This window comes from Streptomyces sp. NBC_00525 (genome assembly GCF_036346595.1).
Classification (GTDB): Bacteria; Actinomycetota; Actinomycetes; order Streptomycetales; family Streptomycetaceae; genus Streptomyces.
Genome location: NZ_CP107835.1, coordinates 174,725 through 193,347, shown reverse-complemented (window position 1 = coordinate 193,347; position 18,623 = coordinate 174,725). Strand labels below are relative to the sequence as shown.

Sequence of the window (18,623 nt, the reverse complement as noted above, 5' to 3'; positions counted from 1 at the left end):
CTTTCCAGGGCGGGTCCACCCCTCCTGCCTACGGTGGCGGGACGGTCCCTTCCGGCGGTTGGGACGCTCATCTGCCCTGGAGGAACCCATGCCCGCTGTGCCACCCCCCGAAGTCGTCCGCGCCGCGGAGAAGACCCGGGCGGACCTGCAGAAGCAGGCCCGGGAGCTGGCCCCGCCCCCCTTCGCCCTGCTCGAACTGGCCATGGGTTCGATGGTGACCCAGGCCCTTTACGTCGTCGCCGAGTTGCGTGTGGCCGAGGCCCTGGAGGCCGGTCCGCGGCCGGTCGCCGAGATCGCGGCGGAGGTCGGTGCGGACGCCGGGGCGCTGGAGCGGGTGCTGCGCCTCCTGGCGAGCCACGGCGTGTTCGAGGTGCGGGAGGACGGCCGCTGGGCGCTGACGCCGATGGCCGACGCGCTGCGTGCCGGGCACCCGGCGACGATGCGCGACCTCTGTGTGCTCATGGGCCACTCGCAGCACTGGGAGGACTGGGACGGCTTCCTGGACTCCGTGCGGACCGGCGAGCCCAGTCTGCCGAAGCGGCGCGGCATGGGCGCCTTCGAGTACTTCGCGCAGAACCAGGAGTACGGCGCGGTGTTCATGGGCGGCATGGGCAACATGTCCGCCACCGAGACCGAGCCGGTCGTGGCCGCGTACGACTTCTCCGGGTTCGGCACGGTCGTGGACTTCTGCGGTGCCAACGGCGCGCTGCTGGCCGGGATTCTGAACAGCGCCCCGGACACCAAGGGCATCCTGTCGGACCCGCGGGTCGCCGGGAACGGCGCGGCGGAGTTCCTGGCGGCGCAGGGCGTCGCGAACCGGGTGACGCTGGCCGACGGCGACCTCTTCGAGCCGATGCCGGCGGGCGCGGACGCGTACGTCCTCAAGCACATCGTGCACGACTGGCCCGAGGAGCAGGCGCTGCAGATCCTGCGGAACGCGCGCGCCGCGGCCAAGCCGGGCGGCAAGCTCCTGCTGGTCGAGATGGTCGTTCCGGAAGCGGGCAACGAGCCGCACTCCTCCAAGCTCGTCGACCTGTGGCTGCTGCTGCTCGTGGGCGGCAGGGAGCGCACCCGGTCGCAGTACGCGGAGCTGGTGGCGAAGGCCGGCTTCCGTCTGGAGCGGGTCGTGGAGACCGCCGCGGCCGTCTCGATCGTCGAGGCCGTCGCCGTCTGACCGCCGGCGCACAGGGGCCCGGCTCGCCGGTAGCGGCGAGCCGGGCCCCTGTCGTGTGCGCTGCGGCGGGTTCAGGATTCGGCCGGTCCGAGCCACCGCTCCAGCGCGGCCGTCAGCCCCTGCGCGGAACCGCCCGCCCAGGCCACGTACCCGTCGGGGCGGACCAGCAGCGCACCGGCGCCGGCCAGCACGTCCGGGCCGTCGACCGGCTTGGCGGACACGGTGTGCACGTCGAGGCGGCCCCGGTGCCCGGCCGCCGCGCCGCGCACCGCGACGTCGTCGGCCAGGTCGAGCAGCACGGCCCGGCCCGTGCGCAGCAGCTGTGCGACGCGGTGCCGGCCACCGTCCGCGTCGATCAGCGGCCGCGGCGGCATCCGGCGGCCGACCAGCGGGTGGGCGTCCTCGCCGGCCCCGAGGTCGTAGCGGATGTCGAGGTGGCTGACCGCGCCGGCCAGGTGCCGCTTGACGTCGTCGTAGCGGACGAGTTCGGCGAACAGTTCGCGCAGCGGGTCGGCCTCCGCGCCGCCGAGGAAGACCACGCCCTGGGCTCGGGTGTTGGCCAGCAGGCGGCGGCCGACCGGCCACCGCTCGGCGTGGTAGGTGTCCAGCAGTTCCTCGGGGGCGTCGCCGCGGGCCACGGCGGCGAGCTTCCAGCCGAGGTTGGAGGCGTCCTGCACCCCGGTGCTCAGGCCCTGGCCGCCGGCCGGGAGGTGGATGTGGGCCGCGTCCCCGGCGACGAACACCCGGCCGCGCCGGTACTCCGATGCCTGGCGGGTGGCGTTGGTGAAGGAGGAGACCCAGTCGGCGCCGCCGTGCGAGATGTCCTCGCCGGTGATGGACTGCCAGGCCGCCGCGACCTCCTCGAAGGTGACGGTCCGCTCGCGGTCGTGGGCGGGGGTGCCGTCGGGGCAGACGATGATCCGGTCCACGCCCTCGGCGAGCGGGGCGGCCATCACCATGCCGTTGTTCAGGCGTTCGCCGAGGAAGCGGGGCCGCAGCGCGCAGCCGGTGACGTCGGCGAGGTACATGCCCTGGGTGGCGTCGGTGCCGGGGAAGTCGAACCCGGCGGCCCTGCGGACCCGGCTGGCGCCTCCGTCGGCGGCCACCAGGTAGGCGGCGCGCAGGTGCTGTTCGGTGCCTTCGGGCGTGCGGACGGTGATCTCGGCGTGGTCGCCGTCCAGGAAGCCGTCGGCGAGGGAGAGGAACTCCCAGCCGCGCCGGACGTCGGCGCCGAGTTCGACGGCCCAGCCCTCCAGCACGGCCTCGGTCTCGCCCTGCGGGATGCCGCGGGCGCCGAAGTGGGCGTCCTCCAGCACGGTGAAGTCGAACTGGGCCCCGCCGAAGTGCCCCATGGGGCTGGTGGCGAGGGTGTCGCCCTGCCCGAAGCGGGGCAGCAGCCCGCGCTCGTCGAACACTTCCATGGCCCGGGCGGTGAAGCCCAGGCCGCGGGACTGCCCGGTCGGCGCAGCCAGCTTCTCGATCACGACGACGCGGGCTCCGCCCAGGCGCAGTTCGCCGGCGAGCATCAGTCCGGTCGGGCCGGCTCCGACGACTATGACGTCGGCGTCCGCGGCTGTCCCTTTCATGAGGGTGTCCTTCCTTGCAGTGGGGATCGCTGGGCACTGGCTTCATGGGGGGTGGGTACGGACGCGCCCGGGGGCGTGTCCGGCGGCTCAGAGCCGGGTGCGCGCCGGGCCGAACCACCGTTCGAGGGCCGCGGCGAGGCCGCCCCCGGTCCGGCCCGCCCACACCACGTGGCCGTCCGGCCGCACGAGCAGGGCGCCGCTCTCCCCCACCGGGGAGCCGGGCTCCGCGTCGCCCGCGACGGCTCTGACCCGGTCGGCCCAGCCGGCGGGCAGCCGTACGCCGGTGCCGCCCAGGTCGAGCAGCAGTCCGCCGCGGGGGCGCAGCAGTTCGGCCGTGGTCAGCTCGCGGCCGCCGCTACGGACGACGGTGTGCGGCAGCCGGGCGCCGAGCAGCGGGTGCGGCGGGCCCGGAACCGGGTGGCGCACGTCGAGTCCGCTGATCATCCCGGCGAGGTGGGTCCGTACCTCGTCCAGGCCGACCAGCTCGCCCAGCAGGGCGCGCAGCGGCTCCGCCTCGGGGCCGCCGAGCAGGAGCAGGGCCTGGGCCTCGATGTTGGCCAGGACCCTGCGGCCCACCGCGTGCCGCTCCTCGTGGTAGGTGTCCAGGAGACTGTCGGGTGCCTTCCCGCGCACGGTGAGCGCGAGCTTCCAGCCGAGGTTGAAGGCGTCCTGCAGGCCCAGGTTGAGGGCCTGGCCGCCGATGGGCATCTGCCGGTGCGCGGCGTCTCCCGCGAACAGAATCCGCCCGTGCCGGTAGGAGGCCAGCTGCCGGGACGCGTCGCCGAAGGAGTTCACCCACAGCGGTGTGCCGCCGCTGATGTCCTCCCCGGTGACGCGTTTCCAGACGGTGGTGACCTCGTCGAACGAGGGGGCCGTGGTGCGCGGGCGCGCGGTGGAGCCGAACTCGTGCGCCATGACGCGGGTGATGCCCCGTTCGTTGCGCCAGGCGACGGCGAGCCCGTGTTCCAGGCGCTGAAAGCGCCGGTCGGGCACGTCGATGCCCTCGACGTCGGCCCGCAGCAGCTCCCGTACGGCGTCGTGGCCGGGGAACGCGGCCCCGGTCAGCCGGCGTACGGTGCTCTCCTCGCCGTCGCAGGCGACCAGGTAGCGGGCCCGCAGCCGCAGCACCCCGTCGCGCCCGAGGGCCTCGGCCTCGACGTAGTCGCCGACCTCGCCGGCGGCGACGAGTTCGTGGCCGCACCGGAGGTCGGCGCCGAGGGAGAGCGCCCACTCCTCCAGGATCGCCTCGGTCCTGGTCTGGGGCACCTTCCACTGTCCGGGGTGGGGGCCGGGCAGGGTGAGGTCGAGGGGGAGGCCGCCGAAGTGGCCGCGCGGTTCGTTCGGCGGCGTGCCGACGTCGGGCAGCAGCTCCCGCGCGTCGAGGATCTCCATGGTGCGGGCGTGCAGCGTGGAGGCCCGTGACTCGGTGGAGGGGGCCTTGCGCCGCTCCACCACGACCACGTCCACGCCGTCCCGGGCCAGCTCGGCGGCGAGCATCAGCCCGACGGGGCCGGCCCCGACGACGACGACCTCGGTGCTGAGCCGGTCCGGGCGGCGGGGACCGCCCGGAGCCGGCTCCGCACCGCCGGCCGCGGACTTGGGCGCCATGGTCAGAGGGCCTTCGACTCGGCGTGGGCCTTCGCGTGCGCGAGGGTGGCGCAGCTGTTGGTGGACAGCGCCGTGTGGACGTAGGCGCGGGCGTCGGCCACGGTGGCTTCGGGGCCGAGGATGCGCGCGATGTTCTCGGTGTTGAGGGTGACGGTGTGCTGCGAGGAGACGTCGGTGCCGCCGTCGGTCTCGACGAAGGTCCACTCGCCGGTGTGCAGGGTCATCAGCGCCGGCAGGGTGACCTGCTTGTAGGCGATCTTGCTGTGCGGGAAGACGACCCGGTACGACTTGGTGGTGTGCACCGAGCCGTCCTTGGCGCGCGTGTCCATCTCCAGCTCCTGGAGGCCCGGAGTGTCCTCGGCGAGGCGCACCACGGCCACGTGCGGGAGGCGTTCGGCCCACAGGTGGGCCTCGTTGATGAAGTCGAAGGCGTCCTTGGCGGAGCCGGTGGTGCGGACGGTGTCGGTGAACGAGAAGGTCAGCTCCTCGGTCTCGGCGGCGTGGGCCGCCTCGACGTTGGCCTTGAGGGCGGCCAGTTCGGAGGTGCTGTTCTTGTCGACCGCCCGCGCGATCCACAGCAGGTCGTGCGGGTCGTCGCCGATGGCGCTGAAGTCGTGCAGCAGCCGGACGCGGGCCCCCGACTCGCCGAGCGGCTCGATGATCCAGGTGCCGCCCATGTGCTTGACGGGCTCCGCCGGGACCTCCTGGCGGAAGGTGATGCGCAGGCCCGCGGGGTCCAGGGTGCGCCGCGAGGTCCAGTTCTTCGGGGAGCCGTTGGCAGTCGCCCAGATGCGGATGCGCTCCTCGTCGCCGTCGGCCTCGACCCGGTCGACGTGGATGGTGGGCGGGAAGATGCGCGGCCAGTTGGTCACGTCCGCGAGCAGTTGGTACACGGCGGCGGCCGGGGCGCCGATGGTGATCTCGTGCTCGACCTCACGCGTGGTCATGACGGGTTCTCCTCAGATGGTTGGTGGTGCGTGCGGCGGGCGGGGCTTTGAGGACGCGCCCTAGAAGTTGCCCAGGCCGCCGCAGACGTTGAGCGCCTGCGAGGTGATGGAGGCGGCGGTGTCCGAGGCCAGGTAGCCGACCAGGCCGGCGACCTCGTCCGGGGTGGAGTAGCGGCCGAGCGGGATCTTCGACTGGAACTTCTCGAGGATGGCTTCCTCGGAGGTGTCGTAGGCGGCGGCGTAGCCCTGGCGCACGCGCTGCGCCATCGGGGTCTCCACATAGCCGGGGCAGACCGCGTTGACGGTGATGCCGGTCGGGGCCAGCTCGTTGCCGAGGGCCTTGGTGAAGCCGACGACGCCGTGCTTGGAGGCCGAGTACGGGGCGCCGAGGACGACGCCCTGCTTGCCGGCGGTGGAGGCGATGTTGATGATCCGGCCGCGGTCCTTGGCTCGCATTCCGCCGATGGTCAGGGCGGCGCGGGTGACGCGGAAGACGCTGTTGAGGTTGGTGTCGATGACGTCGTCCCACAGCTCGTCGGCGATGTCGGCGGTGGGGCCGCCGCCGGAGCGGCCCGCGTTGTTGACGACGACGTCGATGGTGCCGAAGCGGTCGACCGCGGCGCGCACCCAGCTGTCGACGGACTCGGTGTCGCGGACGTCGACGACGCCGCCGTCCACGTCCAGGCCCTCGGCCTGGAGCTCCTTGACGGTCTCGGCGACGTTGTCGGCGCTGCGGGCGCCGATGAAGACCCGGTGGCCGTCGCGGGCGAGCAGGCGCGCCGAGGACAGGCCGATGCCGCTGGTGGCGCCGGTGACGAGGGCGATCCGGGGGTTGGTGTGCTGCGTCATGTCCGGATCTCCTCAAGCGGCCGGGGCGGGGGCGAGCTGGGTGTTGACGACCTCGATGAAGGCCCGCGGGGTGTGCGCGTCGTTGACGGCCTCCTCGTCGAGGGATATGCCGTACTCGCGCTCGATGAGGCTGCCGGCCTCCAGCAGCGCGAGGGACTCGTAGCCGAGCACGTCGAACTCCGTGTCGAGGATGTCTCCGTCCAGGTCGACGCCCTCGGCCACGCCTGCGGCCTCCTGCAGGGTGCGCTTGAGGTCGTCGAGGGTGAACGCCTTGGTGGCCATGTGGAAGTCCTTTTCGTCCGTGAGGTGGTGTGGGTCGGTGCGTGGGCGGCGGGTGGCCCCCGGGCGGGGCCGCCCGCCGTTCGGGGCTCTAGTCCGCTGCGCGTACGACCATGGCGGAGTTGAAGCCGCCGCTGCCGCGGGCCAGGACGAGCGCGGTGCGCACCCGGACCTCGCGCGGCCGGCCGAGGACCAGGTCCAGGGGGTAGTCCGGGCACGGGTCGACGTGCACGGTGGGCGGGACGACCCCGTCGCGGATCGAGAGGAAGGCGGCGGCCAGGTCCAGCGGCGAGGCGCCCGAGTACAGGCGGCCCGTCATGGTCTTGGGCACGGTCACCGGGACGGTGCGGGGGCCGAGGACGGCGCTGATCGCGTCGGCCTCGACGCGGTCGAGGGCGGGCTCGCCGGCCCCGTCGGCGAAGACCGCGTCCACCTCGCCGGGCGCGGTCCCGGCGTCGGCGAGCGCGACCTCGATCGCCTTGCGCAGGCCCGGTTCGCGGCCGCTGCCCGGCCGGGGGTCCATCGTGGCTCCGTAGCCGGCGATCTCGCCGTAGATGCGGGCGCCGCGCGTGCGGGCCGTTTCCGCGTCCTCGGCGATGAGGATCGCGCCGCCCTCGCCGGGCACGTAGCCGCCGGCGTCGCGGTCGAAGGGCAGGTAGGCGCGGGTGGGTTCGTCGCTGGTGCTGAGCCTGCCGGTGGACAGCTGGGCGGCCCAGCCCCAGGTGCAGATCGAGGCGTCCACGCCGCCGGTGACGATCAGCGGGGTGCCCTTGCGGATCTGCCGGCGGGCCTGGGCGACGGCGTCGAGGCCGCCGGCGCCCTCGCTGACGACGACGCCGGAGGGGCCCTTCATCCCGTTGCGGATCGAGATCTGGCCGCTGTTGACGGCGTAGAACCAGGCGAAGGACTGGTACGCGGAGACGTACTGGCTGCCCCGCGCCCACAGGTTCTGCAGCTCGCCCTGGCCGAACTCGAAGCCGCCGGCGGCGGACGCCGTGATGACGCCCATGTCGAACTCGGGCCGCTCCCCGGGGTCGACGCCCGCGTCCGCGAGCGCCCAGTCCGTGGCGACCAGCGCGAGCCGGGTGACCCGGTCGGTCTGCGGCAGCAGCCGGCTGGGCAGATGGTCCTCGGCCACGAAGCCGGGGACCTCGCCGGCCAGCACGGACGGGTAGCCGGCCGGGTCGAAGCGGGTGATGCGGCCGATGCCGTTCTTCCCGCCCAGGGTCGCGTCCCAGTAGTCCTCGGCGCCGAGCCCGTTGGGCGAGACGACGCCCAGACCGGTCACCACCACCGACGTGGTCATACGAGAATCCTTTCGGGGCTGGCCAGCACCATGGCGCTCTGGAAGCCGCCGAATCCGCTGCCGACCGTGAGGACCGCGTCGACGGGCTGGTCTCGCGCGGTCACGGGAACGTAGTCGAGGTCGCACTCGGGGTCGGGCGTGCTCAGATTGGCCGTCGGGGGCACGACGTCGTACTCCATGGCCAGGGCCGATGCGGCGATCTCGATGGAGCCGATGGCACCCAGCGAGTGACCGACCATCGACTTGATGGAGCTGACCGGGGTGCGGTAGGCGTGGTCGCCGAGGCTGCGCTTGAACGCGGCCGTCTCGTGCCGGTCGTTCTGCTTGGTGCCCGAGCCGTGCGCGTTGATGTAGTCGATGGTCTCCGGGTTCATCCGGGCTTCGGCGAGCGCCAGGTTGATGGCCTCGGACATCTCGACGCCGTCGGGGCGCAGGCCCGTCATGTGGTACGCGTTGGAGCGGGTGGCGTAGCCGGCGATCTCCGCGTAGATGTGGGCGCCGCGCTTCCTGGCGCTCTCCAGCTCCTCCAGGACGAAGAAGGCGGTGCCCTCGCCCAGGACGAAGCCGTTGCGGGTGCCGTCGAAGGGCCGGGAGGCGCGTCCGGGGTCGTCGAACCGCGGGGTGGTCGCCTTGATCGCGTCGAAGCAGGCCATCGTGATCGGCGAGATCGGCGCGTCGGAGGAGCCGGCGATCACGACGTCCGCGGTGCCCTCGCGCACCAGCTCGACGGCGTAGCCCACCGAGTCGATGCCGGAGGTGCAGCCGGTGGAGACCACGGTGGAGGGGCCCTCGGCGCCGACGGCCCAGGCGACCTCGGACGCGAAGGAGCTCGGCACCATGTAGTCGTACAGATGCGGCACCGCGTACGCGTGGTCGACGAGGTCGAGCCGGCCGCCGTCGGAGACGACCCGGTACTCCTCGTCCAGGCCCATGGTGGCGCCCACGGCGCTGCCCACGGTGACGCCGACCCGGTGGGGGTCGTAGCCCCCGAGGTCGATGCCGCTGTCGGCGACCGCGCCGCGCGAGGCGACGACGGCGAACTGCGCGGCCCGGTCGAGGCGGCGCACCTCCTGCGGCGTCAGGCCGTGCGCGTACGGGTCGAAGTCGACCTCGGCGGCGACCCGGGAGCGGAACTGCGCCGGGTCGAAGAAGGTGATCCCGCGGGTGGCCGTGCGGCCCTCGCTCAGCAGGGACCAGAAGTTCTCCCTGCCCACACCGCCGGGCGCGATCACCTCGATGCCGGTGATGGCTACGCGTCGGCGGTTCACGCCTGCGCCTCCCACGTGTAGAAGCGCTGCGCCATGGCGTCGGCCGGCGAGCGCCAGGTCTTCGGGTCGTACGCCTCGATGAACGGCTTGAGGTCCTCGCTGATCCGCATGAAGCGCGGGTCCGTCTTGGCCTGCTCGATCAGCTCTCCCCCGTTGTCCTCGTCGAAGTCCTGGAGGTGGAAATAGAGACCCCGGTACGAGAACAGCTGGCGGCGCCGCGTCCCCATGCGGTGAGGCATGTCCGTCGCATCGAATTCGGAGAACATCTTGGCCACATCGGTGGCTGATGCAGCTGCCATCCGGGCGACAATCAGCGTGCTGTGCATAAGGTTTAACTCCTCGGCGGTTGCGTGGGAGGGATCGCGGAAAGGCCGGGTCCTCGGGACATTCGTGGCCGGGAATGGACTCGTCACCCGCCTTGACAGTCCCGCACGGAAGTAGCGGCGCGACCGGGGGATTCTCGAATTCCACCGGAGCCGGGTGCGGCGGCGGACGGGCGGGTGCGCGCGCCCCCGGACACACGTACGGGACGCCCGCCTCCCGGAGGGGGGAGCCGGACGTCCCGTACGTCTGCGGACCGGTCGCGCCGTCGCCGGCGCGCCGGTCACTCGCCGGCGGCGCGGGTGCGGACCACCTGGTAGGTGTTGGTGGTCGGGGTGCCCTCGACCACGGCGCGGATGCGGGCCACGGCGGCCTTGCGGGCCTCGGGCTGCTCCTCGGCGGGCTGGTCGCGGTAGGCCTCGAAAGCCTCCTTGCTGTCCCACTGCGAGTAGGAGACGACGAAGGTGCCGTCCAGGCCGCGGGCCCGCAGGCCCTTGAGGACGACGTGCGAACGGAAGCCCGGCAGGTCCTTGAAGTACTCCTGGCCGGCGCCGAGGGCGTCGACGGCCTCGTCCTGTCCGTCGGGGCGGACGGTGAAGACGGAGATGCAGGTGTAGTCGTCGCGGTGCGGGCCGATCTCGACCTTGCCGCCGAGCGCCTCGGAGGTCAGGACGTAGACGACCTCGTTCTGCAGGAGCCGGATCGAGGTGGTGATCTCGGAGAAGACCGGCAGGGTGCGGTGCTTGAACTCCTCGCCCGAGTACCGCTTCTCCAGGTCCTCGCCGCTGCGCCACTGGATGAAGTTCGCGGTGCCCGGCAGATCGACGCCCGCGTGGACCGTGGAGGACATCCAGCCCTCGTACGCGGCCGCGTCGACGATCTTCGTCATCTCCTCGATCAGTCGGTCCTGGTTCTCGGGCTTGTCGGTCGTGAAGAGGTTGAGGACGGTCAGGTGATTGTCCTCGACAGAGATGAAAGGCATTCTTCTTCGCTTCCTTCGGAGATGGGACGAAACCGGGCGGAACGCGCCTACTGTGCGGGACCGAACCAGTGGGAGAGGGAGTCGCTGAGGCCTGCGGGTCCGGCGCCGAGGGGCGCCACCCAGGCCACGTAGCCGTCGGGCCGGACGAGGATGGCGTCGACCGGCGCGGCGCAGTCGGGGAAGTCGATGGCGAGCACGTCGACGCGGTCCGTCCAGCCGGCCGCCGCCTCGCGCAGCGCGGGGCCGTCGCTGAGGTCCAGGAGCACGGCCCGTCCGGCGGCCAGCAGCGCGAAGGCGGTGGTCTTCTCGCCGTCCGCGGCCAGTTCGCGGTCGGGCAGCCGCCGGCCGAGCAGCGGGTGGTCGCCCGGAACCGTCTCGTGGCGGATGTCGAGGCCGGTGACCATGCCGGCCAGGTGCCGGCGGACCGACTCGTGGTGTTCGACCAGCTCGGTGAAGACCTCTCGCATCGGGGCGATGTCGTCGCCGCCGAGGTAGAGGATGCGCTGGGCGAGGGTGTTGGCCAGGATGCGGGCGCCGACCGGGTGCCGCTCGGCGTGGTAGGTGTCGAGCAGTCCTTCGGGCGCCTGCCCCTTGACGTCCAGGGCCAGCTTCCAGCCGAGGTTCACCGCGTCCTGGATGCCCGCGCTCATGCCCTGCGCCCCGATGGGCAGGTGGATGTGCGCGGCGTCGCCGGCGAGGAAGACCCGGCCGCGCCGGTACTCGGCGGCCTGGCGGGAGTTGTCGGTGGTGGAGCTGACCCACAGCGGGGTGGCGCCGGAGAGGTCCTCGCCGGTCAGGCGCTGCCAGGTCTCGACGACCTCGTCGAAGGTGAGGGGGCCCTCGGCGGTGCGCAGCGGCCGGGTGTTGTCGAAGTAGATGACCCGCGCGCGGTCCGGCCCCATCGGGATGACCATGACCATGCCGCCGGGGACGCGCTCGCCGCTGAAGCGGGGGCGCAGCTGGATGCCGGCGACGTCGGCGAAGCGGAGTTCGATGGCGGGCTCGGTGCCGGGGAACCCGATGCCGGTGAGCTTGCGCACGATGCTGCGGGCGCCGTCGGCGCCGACCACGTGCCGGGCGCGCAGGCTCAGGTCGCCGTCGGCGGTGGTGGCGGTCACGGTGACGCCGTCGTCGTCCTGGTCGAGGCCGACGACCTCGACGCCGCGGCGGATCTCGGCCCCGAGTTCGCGGGCCCAGCCGCCGAGGACGCCCTCGGTGCGGGCCTGCGGGATGCCGCGTGCGCCGTAGGAGCCGCCCTCCAGCACCCGGTAGTCGAGCGGGACACCACCGAAGTGGCCGACGGGTATGACGCCGACCTCACCGAAGCGGGAAATCAGACCGCGCTGCGCGAATTCCTCGATCGTACGTGCCGAAAAACCGAGAGCACGGGATTCCTGAATGGGTTCCGTAAGCTTGTCGAGCACAATGACGGAGACTCCATTGAGCCTCAATTCGCCCGCGAGCATGAGTCCGGTGGGGCCGGCCCCCACGACAACGACGTCCGTATCAAAGGTGCTCATCTGCCCTCTTCCCACTGGTGTAGGCCCAAGTATCGCGAGGGTTCAGCCGGAGCGTAAATAGCGATCTGTACATGCCTTTGAAAAGGAATGTCAGAGAAAGGCCGGCCACGTCAGATCTTCGTCAGAACTCCCCGGGTCCCGGCGGTACGGGGTTGCCCGCGCGGGTGCGTGCGGGCGCATGCTCGGGCATGACCTCCACTCAGATTCCCGCCGACCTCGCCGACCCACCCGTCCTCGCCGCCCCGGCCGCGGAGACCCCGGCCGAGTCCCGTGCCCTCGTGGCGGCCCTGCTGGACCACTATCTGCTCTCGCTCGACGACGAGAAGCTCGACGACGACTGGGCGGCGCGGCTGTTCGCGCCGGACGCCGTCGTCGCCTTCCCCCCGATGAGCCGGCACGAGGGCGCCGAGGGCATGGCGGAGTTCCACCGCGCCTCCCTGTCGGCCTTCGCCGCCACCCAGCACCTGGGCTCGCCGGCCCTGGTCGTCCTGGACGGCGACCGGGCTACGCTGCGGGCCAACGTGCTGTGCACGCACGTCCACCAGCCGCAGCACGCGCGCTCGCAGGGCGAGTTGCCGCCGCTGTTCGCCACCGGCACGTTCGTCGACGGCGAGGCCCGGCGCACCCCGCAGGGCTGGCGGCTGACCCGGCTGTCGTTCCGGCTGCTCTGGGCGGACGGGACCCCGCCCCCGAAGGGCGCCTGAGCGGGCCCGGCCGCCGTCCGGCCGGAAAGGCGGGTGCGCGGCGGCGCCGGGAAGATCTCCCGGCGCCGCCGCGCACCCGCCTTTCCGGCTTGCCTTCCTCACGTGTTGAGGCTGAGTACCCGGTCCACCTCGATCTCGATGACCACCCGGCCGGGCGGGTCCGGCGGCCCCGACCAGTAGCGTTCGGCATACCGCCGGGCCCCCTCGGCCACCCGGTCCGGCTCCGTGACGACGGTGCCGGTGCCTTCGAGGGTGACCCAGGTGAAGCCCTGCACCTGGCACAGCGTCACCCGGCCGCCCGAGGTGGCGAGCAGGTTCCTGGCCTTGCGCGAGGAGACCACCGTCATGACCCGGGCGAGGCCGCTCTCCGCGTCCCAGGTGAACCGCACGGGCGCCGTGTGGAGCGTCCCGTCCGGCCGGACGGTGGTGAGCGTGGCCACGTACCGGCGGTCACCGAGGAACGCCTCGACCGAGGCGGACACCTCGGGCCGGCTCTTCCGCTTCGACGTCGGCATGGTGCGTCCCTCCCCGGCTAGTCGATGCCTCGGACGATGGTGAAGAACTCGGTGTCGTCGTCGGAGTCGGCACCGGCCAGCCGCAGCGGTGGGGCCGTGCCCACGGGCACCATCCCGAACACGGCCATATCGATCTCGCGGAACTCCTCGTCTGACATGGGCAACTCCTTCAGCGTGTGGTGTCGCCCAACGGTGTCAAGAACGGCTTGCAATCGGCTCGACGGCCGCTCGCCCGTCGATCGAGTACGGCGGATGCGGCCGGTCCGCCCGGCGCCGCGGCGGGGTGGCGATGCGCGGCAGCGGATGTCCGGTGAGCGTGGCGAGCACCTCGGCGACCGTGGTCCGCTCGTCGGTGCGGGGCAGCTCGTTGAGCAGCCGTACGCAGTGCCCGACCAGGCGGCCCGCGTCGCCGGCCGAGATCCGGGCCCGGTCGTGCAGCGCGCTCAGGGTCAGCGCGCCGTTCGGCTCGCGGTGCGCGAACAGGGCGACCGGGAAGGCGGTGTGCGCGCCGCTCGCCCTCGGCTGGTCCACCCGTACGCCGCCCACGGCCAGTTCGCCGCGTACCCCGGCCCGCCGGCGCGGCCGGCTCTCCACCGCCACGACGCTCTCCAGCAGCCGGCCGCCGCCGGTGGCCGCGCGGCCGGTCCACTCGTGGATCTGCCCGGCCGACACCCACTCGTACGCCGCCATGTCCAGGGCGCGGTCGCGCAGCCCGGTGAGCAGCTGGAGCAGCCGGTGCGCGGGGTCGACCTGGACGGACATCGGCAGGCAGGAGCGCAGCGGCCCCGGCAGCCGCTCGACGGCGTCCAGGGTGATGCCGCGCCCCGAGACGGTCACGCCGAAGCCGACCTGCGCGGGCCCGGCCGCCCCTGCGGCGCGGTGCAGCAGCAGCGCCCAGACCGCCTGCAGCGCGCTCGAATCGGGCAGGGAACGGGCGGCGGCCCAGCGGTGCAGCCGGTCGGCCTCGGCGGCGGTCAGCCGCCCCTCGGCGCGCCCGGAGCCGGACTCGCCGGTGTCGGGTCCGGGAGCGGCGGGCAGGACGGCCGGTGCGCCGGAGGGCACGGCACGGGTCCAGAACTCCCGGGCGGGCCCCTGGTCCTGGCTGCCGAGCCACCGGGACCAGTCCCGCAGGTCGGGGCGCCGCTCGCCGCCGGGCAGCGCCCCGCCCGCGAGGTAGGCGCGGTAGAACTCGTCGATGAGGACGAACACGCTCCAGGCGTCGAGCAGCCCGTGGTGGAAGGTGAGCAGGACGCGGGTGACGGCCCCGGAGGCGTCCGGCGCCGTGCCGCCGCCGTCGTCGTCCGGCCGCGCCTCGGGCGCCGGCGGCGCCGCGGGCTCGTCGAGCAGGGTGACGCGCAGCGGGCCGGCGTCGCGCAGGTCGAAGCCGCGCAGCCGGTCGCGTTCCACGAGTTCGTCCCAGCCGACGCTGCCGGCGGGATGACGGACCACCTCCGCCTCGGCCCGTTCGTGCAGCACCAGGTGCGGTTCGGGGTCTCCGGCGAAGGCGGCCCGCAACACCGTCTCGCGGTCGGTGACCGACTGCCAGGCGGCCGTGAACCGTCCGACGTCCAGGGGGCCCCGCCAGTGCCAGGAGATCTGTTCGACGTACCGCCCGGTTCCCTGCTGTCCGTGGGGGTCGAGGAACAGGTCGCGCTGCTGCCGGGTCACCGGCAGGGACGGCGGCTCCGCGGCGCGGCCGCCCTGTCCCTGCTCCGCGCGCGGGCGACTCGGCATCGCCACGTTCGCCTCCTCCGGCACTCGTCCCCTGCGGCCCGGCCGCACAGGGCGCGGACCTCCCGGACCACCGTGGCGCAACCCGCTGCCGGGGCGCTGACGGCCCGCTGACGTGGCCGGGGAAGTACCGCAGAACCGGTGGAGTCCTACCGGATCACTCCGTGTCCATGCTCATCGCCGACAGGAAGCCCCGGTCGAGCATGGTGCCGACGGACGTGTCGTCGGCGGTGCACAGTCCCGCGTCGTGGCAGGCGGTGCTCACCAGATAGCGGCCCATGACCTCGTGCGTGGCGAAGCCCCACTCGCCGCGGGTGGCGGCGCTGCCGTCCGGGGCGTGCAGCTTCAGCCCCCGTCCGATGCCGAACTCCTTGAAGCCCAGCCGCAGTCCCTGTCCCAGTGCCTTGGTGTACGCCTCCTTGAGGGTCCACAGCCGCAGGGCGTGCGGCACGCGCTGCTCCTCCGGCAGCTCCGCGATCTCCGCCGACTCGACGGCGGTCAGGATCTGCGCCTCCAGCAGGTCCAGCCGGACCGCGCGTCCGGTCGGCTCCGCGTCCACGCCGATGCGGCCGGTGCGGCTCAGCCCCACGGCCATCAGCTCGCCGGTGTGCGACAGGCTGAGTTCGATCTGGTCGAAGCCGCGCAGATAGGGGCGGCCGCCGAGCCGGTAGGCCAGGTCGAGTTGTTCCGGCTCGATCCCCAGGGCCGCCCCGGCCGTGCACTTGATGAGCAGCCGGGCGGCGGCGAAGCGGTAGCGGACGGTGGGGTCGGGGGTACGGCGGTAGCGGTCCCAGTCCGCGCCGAGCAGTTCGGGCAGCCGGGGGCTGGTCAGGACGGTCGGCAGCCATTCGCTCCACGTCGTGTAGACCACCGCGTTGCCGTGCGCGGCCAGGTTCTCCCGTACTCCGTGCCAGGGCCCGTCCGGCCGTGGCACATGGACCGGTTCGGCACACGTCACCTTGTTCATCGTCGCCTCCTGCGATGTCGTGCCGGTCGCCCGGGCCCTGTCCGGCGTTCCGTCAGCCCGCGAGCCGCGTGCCGTACACATCGAGGCTCCGCCCCTGCCGGCAGCGGTCGAGCGCCTCGTCCAGCACCGCCTCGACGACGCCGCCGGGCGGGTCCGCCACCGGTACGCCCAGGCGGCGGCCGATGCGGCTGAGGGCGAGGACCGCCCACGCCGGCCGGCCGAGGAACGGGTCGCCGGCCTGTTCCCCCGCCTCCCAGACCCCCAGCACGGCGGCGGCCGAGAGCACCAGCGCGTAGCGGTCGGCCAGCGCGCAGGCCTGCGGCCCGAAGTCCCGGCCGAGCGCGGCGCACCGGGTGAGCAGGACCCGCAGTTCGGCGACGAAGGCCCGCGCCAGTTCGGCCAGCGCGGCCACCGCCGGTTCGCCGCCGCTGCGGTCCGCCAGCCGTCCGGCCACCCCGACGAGGGTGGCGGTGAGCAGGTCGTCGGTGCCGGAGTGGGCCAGCCGCCGGTGGTCGAAGGCGGGCAGCGGCGCGCCCGGCCGGAACAGTTCGGCGGGCGGTTCCGGGGTGCGGAACCAGGCCGTACGGGCCAGGGCCGGCAGCTGGGGCACGATGACCGCCTGGCAGACGGCGGTGCCCGCGTGTCCGAGCCCGGCGACCGGCAGGTCGCGTACGAGCTTCTGGAAGCCGCCGTAGACCGGCCCCCGGTCGTAGCCGCGGCCGCCGAGCACCGTGGCCAGTTCCTCCAGGTCCTCGCGCAGCAGGTCCGGCATCGTGTACTTGACCGCCGCGCCCAGCAGGTACGACTCCTCGGGCATCAGGCTCATCGCCCGCAGTCCGGTGACCGCCATGGCGTCGCAGGCCAGCAGGTCGGCGAAGACCCCGGCGAGCGCCTTCCGGCGGCGGCGCGAGGGCCGGCCGTCCGGCCGGTTCTCGGTGGCCGCGCGCACCGCCGAGCGCAGTACGCCGTCGACGCCCGCGAGCACGGTGGCCGGGATCAGGCAGTGGCTGATCTGGAAGCTGCGCAGGGCCAGGGACACCCCGTCGCCGACGGCGCCGACCAGGGCGCCGTCGGGCAGGGCGACGCCGTCGAGTTCGAGGCCGGAGAAGTGCGCTCCGCGCATTCCGGGCGTCTCCACCCGGCCGAGCCGGCGCACCTCGCCGGCGGCCGGCGCGCCGGGGCCGAGCATGAGGACGGAGTGGCTGCGGGGGCCCGCCTCCCGCGAGGTGCGGGCGTACATCACGAACGCGTCGGCGCGGTGGGCGTTGATGACGACGTCCTTGCGGCCGCCGACCAGCCAGCCGCCGGGGCGCCGTTCGGCGTCCATCTCGTTGCGGAGGATGGCGTTGGCGTGCGCGACCTCGCGGTGCACGATCGTGACGCGGCCGCCGCCGAGCAGTACGCCGGCCAGCGAGCGCCGCTGCTGCTCGTCGCCCCCGGTCCACACCGAGGAGGCGGCGAACAGGGACGTGATGCCGAAGCCGTAGCCGAGGGCCAGGTCGCGGCGGAACAGCGGGCGCAGGACGCGGGCGAGTTCCTCCAGGGAGGTAAGCCGGCCGCCGAGGTCGTGGGGGACGAACTCGGCGGCCACGCCGGCCTCGGTGAGCAGCGCCTCGGTGGCCTCGGGCACCTCACGGGCCTCGTCGGCGCGCAGCAGCGCGAGGTGCCCGTGCGGGTTCGCGGGGTCGGACGGGTCGCCGAGCGCGGCCTCCAGGCGGGCGGCGCGCAGCGGTTCGGTGGTCCACGGGGGCGGTGCGTCCGGGGTGCCGGCGGCATCGGGGAGGCTGTCCCGTGCGGGGGCGTGGATGTCCCGCACGGGGGTCGGGGCGGTCCGGGGCGCGTTCACAGGACGCGGACCGAACCGAGGGCGTACCGCGTGGCGTACCGCAGGACGGACAGTCCCGCCTGGCCGAGCGCTTCGCGTGCGTGGTGGCCGGCGGCGACGGCGTCGGTGCCCTCGCCGAGCACCCGCTCGATGTTGTCCTCGTCGAGCAGCACGTGGTGGCGGGCGATCAGGTTCACACCCGTCTCGTCGGGCTCGATGGACCACTCGCCCGCGTGCGCGGCGAACAGCGGCGAGGTACGGATCTGCTTGTAGACGATGCGCTGGGCGCCGGGGAAGCAGATGCGGACGGACTCGGTGCTGTGCGCGCTGCCGTCGATGGACAGGCTGCCCATGGACATCACCTGCACGCCCGGTTCGTCCTCGACCAGGTCCAGCCGGGCGACGTGGGGCAGTTCGGCGGGCCAGTCGTCGGCCCGGTACAGGAAGTCGAAGATCAGCTCGGCGGGGGCGTTGACGTGGAGGGTGTCCTCGAAGGACCACACCAGGTCGTCCAGCCGGGTCCAGCGCTCGGCGACCCGGGCGAGCCCGAGCTGGACGCTGCTGTTGGCCGCCGTGACCTCATCGGCCCAGGCCGCGTCGGCGGGGTCGTCGCCACTGGCCGTGAAGGAGTGCTCCAGCGTCACCCGGGAGCGGTCGCCGAGCGGTTCCACGGTCCAGACCCCGCTCGCGGAACGCGTGGGGGCGGTGGGCTGGTCCATGGTGAACTCCACGCGCAGCCGCTGTACGTCCAGGCGGCGGTTGGAGATCCAGGACGTGACGACGTCACCCGACGTGGCCCACATGCGCAGCCGCTCCCGCGTCCCCTGGAAGTCGAGTTGCTCGACGTGGACGCAGGGCGGAAAGAACAGTGGCCATCTCGTGGCGTCCGCGATCAGCCCGTACAGCACACCGGCCGGGGCCGCCGCGATCACCTGGTGGACCGTGCGGTGCACTCGCGCATCCGACATCTTCCACACCCTTCCCTTCGGCACTCCGGCCGGCTCGGGCCGCCGCGTGCGGGTCGGCGGCGTGCCGTCCGGA

General features: G+C 73.4%; 18 protein-coding genes. 2 read left to right on the top strand and 16 right to left on the bottom strand.

Going from position 1 to position 18,623, the window contains the following annotated elements; genetic code table 11:
- Positions 1–88: 88 nt before the first annotated feature.
- Positions 89–1,174: a methyltransferase gene (locus tag OG710_RS30730; protein ID WP_330242544.1), complete on the top strand. Its 1,086-nt coding sequence runs from the start codon at positions 89–91 to the stop codon at positions 1,172–1,174.
- Between the two features lie 71 nt (positions 1,175–1,245).
- Here OG710_RS30730 and OG710_RS30725 read toward each other — a convergent pair whose 3' ends face one another.
- The 10 genes from OG710_RS30725 to OG710_RS30680 form a co-directional block, all read right to left on the bottom strand.
- Positions 1,246–2,760, bottom strand: coding sequence for an FAD-dependent monooxygenase (locus OG710_RS30725; RefSeq protein WP_330242543.1), 1,515 nt, complete (start codon positions 2,758–2,760; stop codon positions 1,246–1,248).
- Between the two features lie 87 nt (positions 2,761–2,847).
- Entirely contained in the window at positions 2,848–4,368 is a 1,521-nt protein-coding gene (locus OG710_RS30720) for an FAD-dependent oxidoreductase (RefSeq protein ID WP_330242542.1), read from the bottom strand.
- 2 nt (positions 4,369–4,370) lie between these two features.
- Positions 4,371–5,315 (bottom strand): aromatase/cyclase, encoded by a 945-nt coding sequence (locus tag OG710_RS30715; protein ID WP_330242541.1) that lies wholly within the window; start codon positions 5,313–5,315, stop codon positions 4,371–4,373.
- Between the two features lie 60 nt (positions 5,316–5,375).
- On the bottom strand, positions 5,376–6,164 hold the full coding sequence (gene fabG, locus OG710_RS30710; RefSeq protein WP_330242540.1) for a 3-oxoacyl-ACP reductase FabG: 789 nt from the start codon (positions 6,162–6,164) through the stop codon (positions 5,376–5,378).
- 12 nt (positions 6,165–6,176) lie between these two features.
- Positions 6,177–6,446, bottom strand: a complete 270-nt coding sequence (locus tag OG710_RS30705; protein WP_239222674.1) for an acyl carrier protein — start codon at positions 6,444–6,446, stop codon at positions 6,177–6,179.
- Between the two features lie 88 nt (positions 6,447–6,534).
- Positions 6,535–7,749, bottom strand: coding sequence for a ketosynthase chain-length factor (locus OG710_RS30700; RefSeq protein ID WP_330242539.1), 1,215 nt, complete (start codon positions 7,747–7,749; stop codon positions 6,535–6,537).
- Positions 7,746–9,017, bottom strand: coding sequence for a beta-ketoacyl-[acyl-carrier-protein] synthase family protein (locus tag OG710_RS30695; protein WP_330242538.1), 1,272 nt, complete (start codon positions 9,015–9,017; stop codon positions 7,746–7,748). Before OG710_RS30695 ends, OG710_RS30700 begins: the two co-directional genes overlap by 4 nt.
- The gene (locus OG710_RS30690; protein WP_239222695.1) at positions 9,014–9,343 is read right to left on the bottom strand and encodes a TcmI family type II polyketide cyclase; all 330 of its coding nucleotides are present in this window, start codon (positions 9,341–9,343) and stop codon (positions 9,014–9,016) included. Before OG710_RS30690 ends, OG710_RS30695 begins: the two co-directional genes overlap by 4 nt.
- Positions 9,344–9,621: 278 nt before the next feature.
- Complete coding sequence (locus OG710_RS30685; RefSeq protein ID WP_330242537.1) at positions 9,622–10,320, bottom strand: antibiotic biosynthesis monooxygenase family protein; 699 nt, start codon at positions 10,318–10,320, stop codon at positions 9,622–9,624.
- Positions 10,321–10,367: 47 nt separating this feature from the next.
- Complete coding sequence (locus tag OG710_RS30680; protein WP_330242536.1) at positions 10,368–11,840, bottom strand: FAD-dependent monooxygenase; 1,473 nt, start codon at positions 11,838–11,840, stop codon at positions 10,368–10,370.
- A 188-nt stretch (positions 11,841–12,028) separates the two neighbouring features.
- Between OG710_RS30680 and OG710_RS30675 the strand changes: the two genes are divergently transcribed.
- A complete protein-coding gene (locus OG710_RS30675) occupies positions 12,029–12,544 on the top strand; it encodes a nuclear transport factor 2 family protein (RefSeq protein WP_330242535.1) in 516 nt (171 codons plus the stop codon).
- A gap of 98 nt (positions 12,545–12,642) precedes the next feature.
- On the opposite strand, the gene OG710_RS30670 is transcribed toward OG710_RS30675, so the two are convergent.
- The 6 genes from OG710_RS30670 to OG710_RS30645 all read right to left on the bottom strand — a co-directional run bounded on the left by OG710_RS30670 (position 12,643) and on the right by OG710_RS30645 (position 18,550).
- Positions 12,643–13,059 (bottom strand): pyridoxamine 5'-phosphate oxidase family protein, encoded by a 417-nt coding sequence (locus OG710_RS30670; protein ID WP_330242534.1) that lies wholly within the window; start codon positions 13,057–13,059, stop codon positions 12,643–12,645.
- 17 nt (positions 13,060–13,076) lie between these two features.
- Positions 13,077–13,217: a hypothetical protein gene (locus tag OG710_RS30665; RefSeq protein WP_330242533.1), complete on the bottom strand. Its 141-nt coding sequence runs from the start codon at positions 13,215–13,217 to the stop codon at positions 13,077–13,079.
- A 37-nt stretch (positions 13,218–13,254) separates the two neighbouring features.
- Positions 13,255–14,793, bottom strand: a complete 1,539-nt coding sequence (locus OG710_RS30660; RefSeq protein ID WP_330242637.1) for a condensation domain-containing protein — start codon at positions 14,791–14,793, stop codon at positions 13,255–13,257.
- A 154-nt stretch (positions 14,794–14,947) separates the two neighbouring features.
- Complete coding sequence (locus tag OG710_RS30655) at positions 14,948–15,757, bottom strand: 4'-phosphopantetheinyl transferase family protein (RefSeq protein WP_330242532.1); 810 nt, start codon at positions 15,755–15,757, stop codon at positions 14,948–14,950.
- 52 nt (positions 15,758–15,809) lie between these two features.
- Positions 15,810–17,603, bottom strand: a complete 1,794-nt coding sequence (locus OG710_RS30650; protein WP_330242531.1) for an acyl-CoA dehydrogenase — start codon at positions 17,601–17,603, stop codon at positions 15,810–15,812.
- Complete coding sequence (locus OG710_RS30645) at positions 17,600–18,550, bottom strand: aromatase/cyclase (RefSeq protein ID WP_330242530.1); 951 nt, start codon at positions 18,548–18,550, stop codon at positions 17,600–17,602. Before OG710_RS30645 ends, OG710_RS30650 begins: the two co-directional genes overlap by 4 nt.
- Positions 18,551–18,623: the final 73 nt, after the last annotated feature.

What these genes read in the sequence shown, in the direction of transcription:
- OG710_RS30730 (WP_330242544.1), top strand. Translation starts at nt 89, where the DNA reads ATGCCCGCTGTGCCACCCCCCGAAGTCGTCCGCGCCGCGGAGAAGACC.
- OG710_RS30725 (WP_330242543.1), bottom strand. Translation starts at nt 2,760, where the DNA reads ATGAAAGGGACAGCCGCGGACGCCGACGTCATAGTCGTCGGAGCCGGC.
- OG710_RS30720 (WP_330242542.1), bottom strand. Translation starts at nt 4,368, where the DNA reads ATGGCGCCCAAGTCCGCGGCCGGCGGTGCGGAGCCGGCTCCGGGCGGT.
- OG710_RS30715 (WP_330242541.1), bottom strand. Translation starts at nt 5,315, where the DNA reads ATGACCACGCGTGAGGTCGAGCACGAGATCACCATCGGCGCCCCGGCC.
- fabG (WP_330242540.1), bottom strand. Translation starts at nt 6,164, where the DNA reads ATGACGCAGCACACCAACCCCCGGATCGCCCTCGTCACCGGCGCCACC.
- OG710_RS30705 (WP_239222674.1), bottom strand. Translation starts at nt 6,446, where the DNA reads ATGGCCACCAAGGCGTTCACCCTCGACGACCTCAAGCGCACCCTGCAG.
- OG710_RS30700 (WP_330242539.1), bottom strand. Translation starts at nt 7,749, where the DNA reads ATGACCACGTCGGTGGTGGTGACCGGTCTGGGCGTCGTCTCGCCCAAC.
- OG710_RS30690 (WP_239222695.1), bottom strand. Translation starts at nt 9,343, where the DNA reads ATGCACAGCACGCTGATTGTCGCCCGGATGGCAGCTGCATCAGCCACC.
- OG710_RS30685 (WP_330242537.1), bottom strand. Translation starts at nt 10,320, where the DNA reads ATGCCTTTCATCTCTGTCGAGGACAATCACCTGACCGTCCTCAACCTC.
- OG710_RS30680 (WP_330242536.1), bottom strand. Translation starts at nt 11,840, where the DNA reads ATGAGCACCTTTGATACGGACGTCGTTGTCGTGGGGGCCGGCCCCACC.
- OG710_RS30675 (WP_330242535.1), top strand. Translation starts at nt 12,029, where the DNA reads ATGACCTCCACTCAGATTCCCGCCGACCTCGCCGACCCACCCGTCCTC.
- OG710_RS30670 (WP_330242534.1), bottom strand. Translation starts at nt 13,059, where the DNA reads ATGCCGACGTCGAAGCGGAAGAGCCGGCCCGAGGTGTCCGCCTCGGTC.
- OG710_RS30665 (WP_330242533.1), bottom strand. Translation starts at nt 13,217, where the DNA reads ATGTCAGACGAGGAGTTCCGCGAGATCGATATGGCCGTGTTCGGGATG.
- OG710_RS30660 (WP_330242637.1), bottom strand. Translation starts at nt 14,793, where the DNA reads ATGCCGAGTCGCCCGCGCGCGGAGCAGGGACAGGGCGGCCGCGCCGCG.
- OG710_RS30655 (WP_330242532.1), bottom strand. Translation starts at nt 15,757, where the DNA reads ATGAACAAGGTGACGTGTGCCGAACCGGTCCATGTGCCACGGCCGGAC.
- OG710_RS30645 (WP_330242530.1), bottom strand. Translation starts at nt 18,550, where the DNA reads ATGTCGGATGCGCGAGTGCACCGCACGGTCCACCAGGTGATCGCGGCG.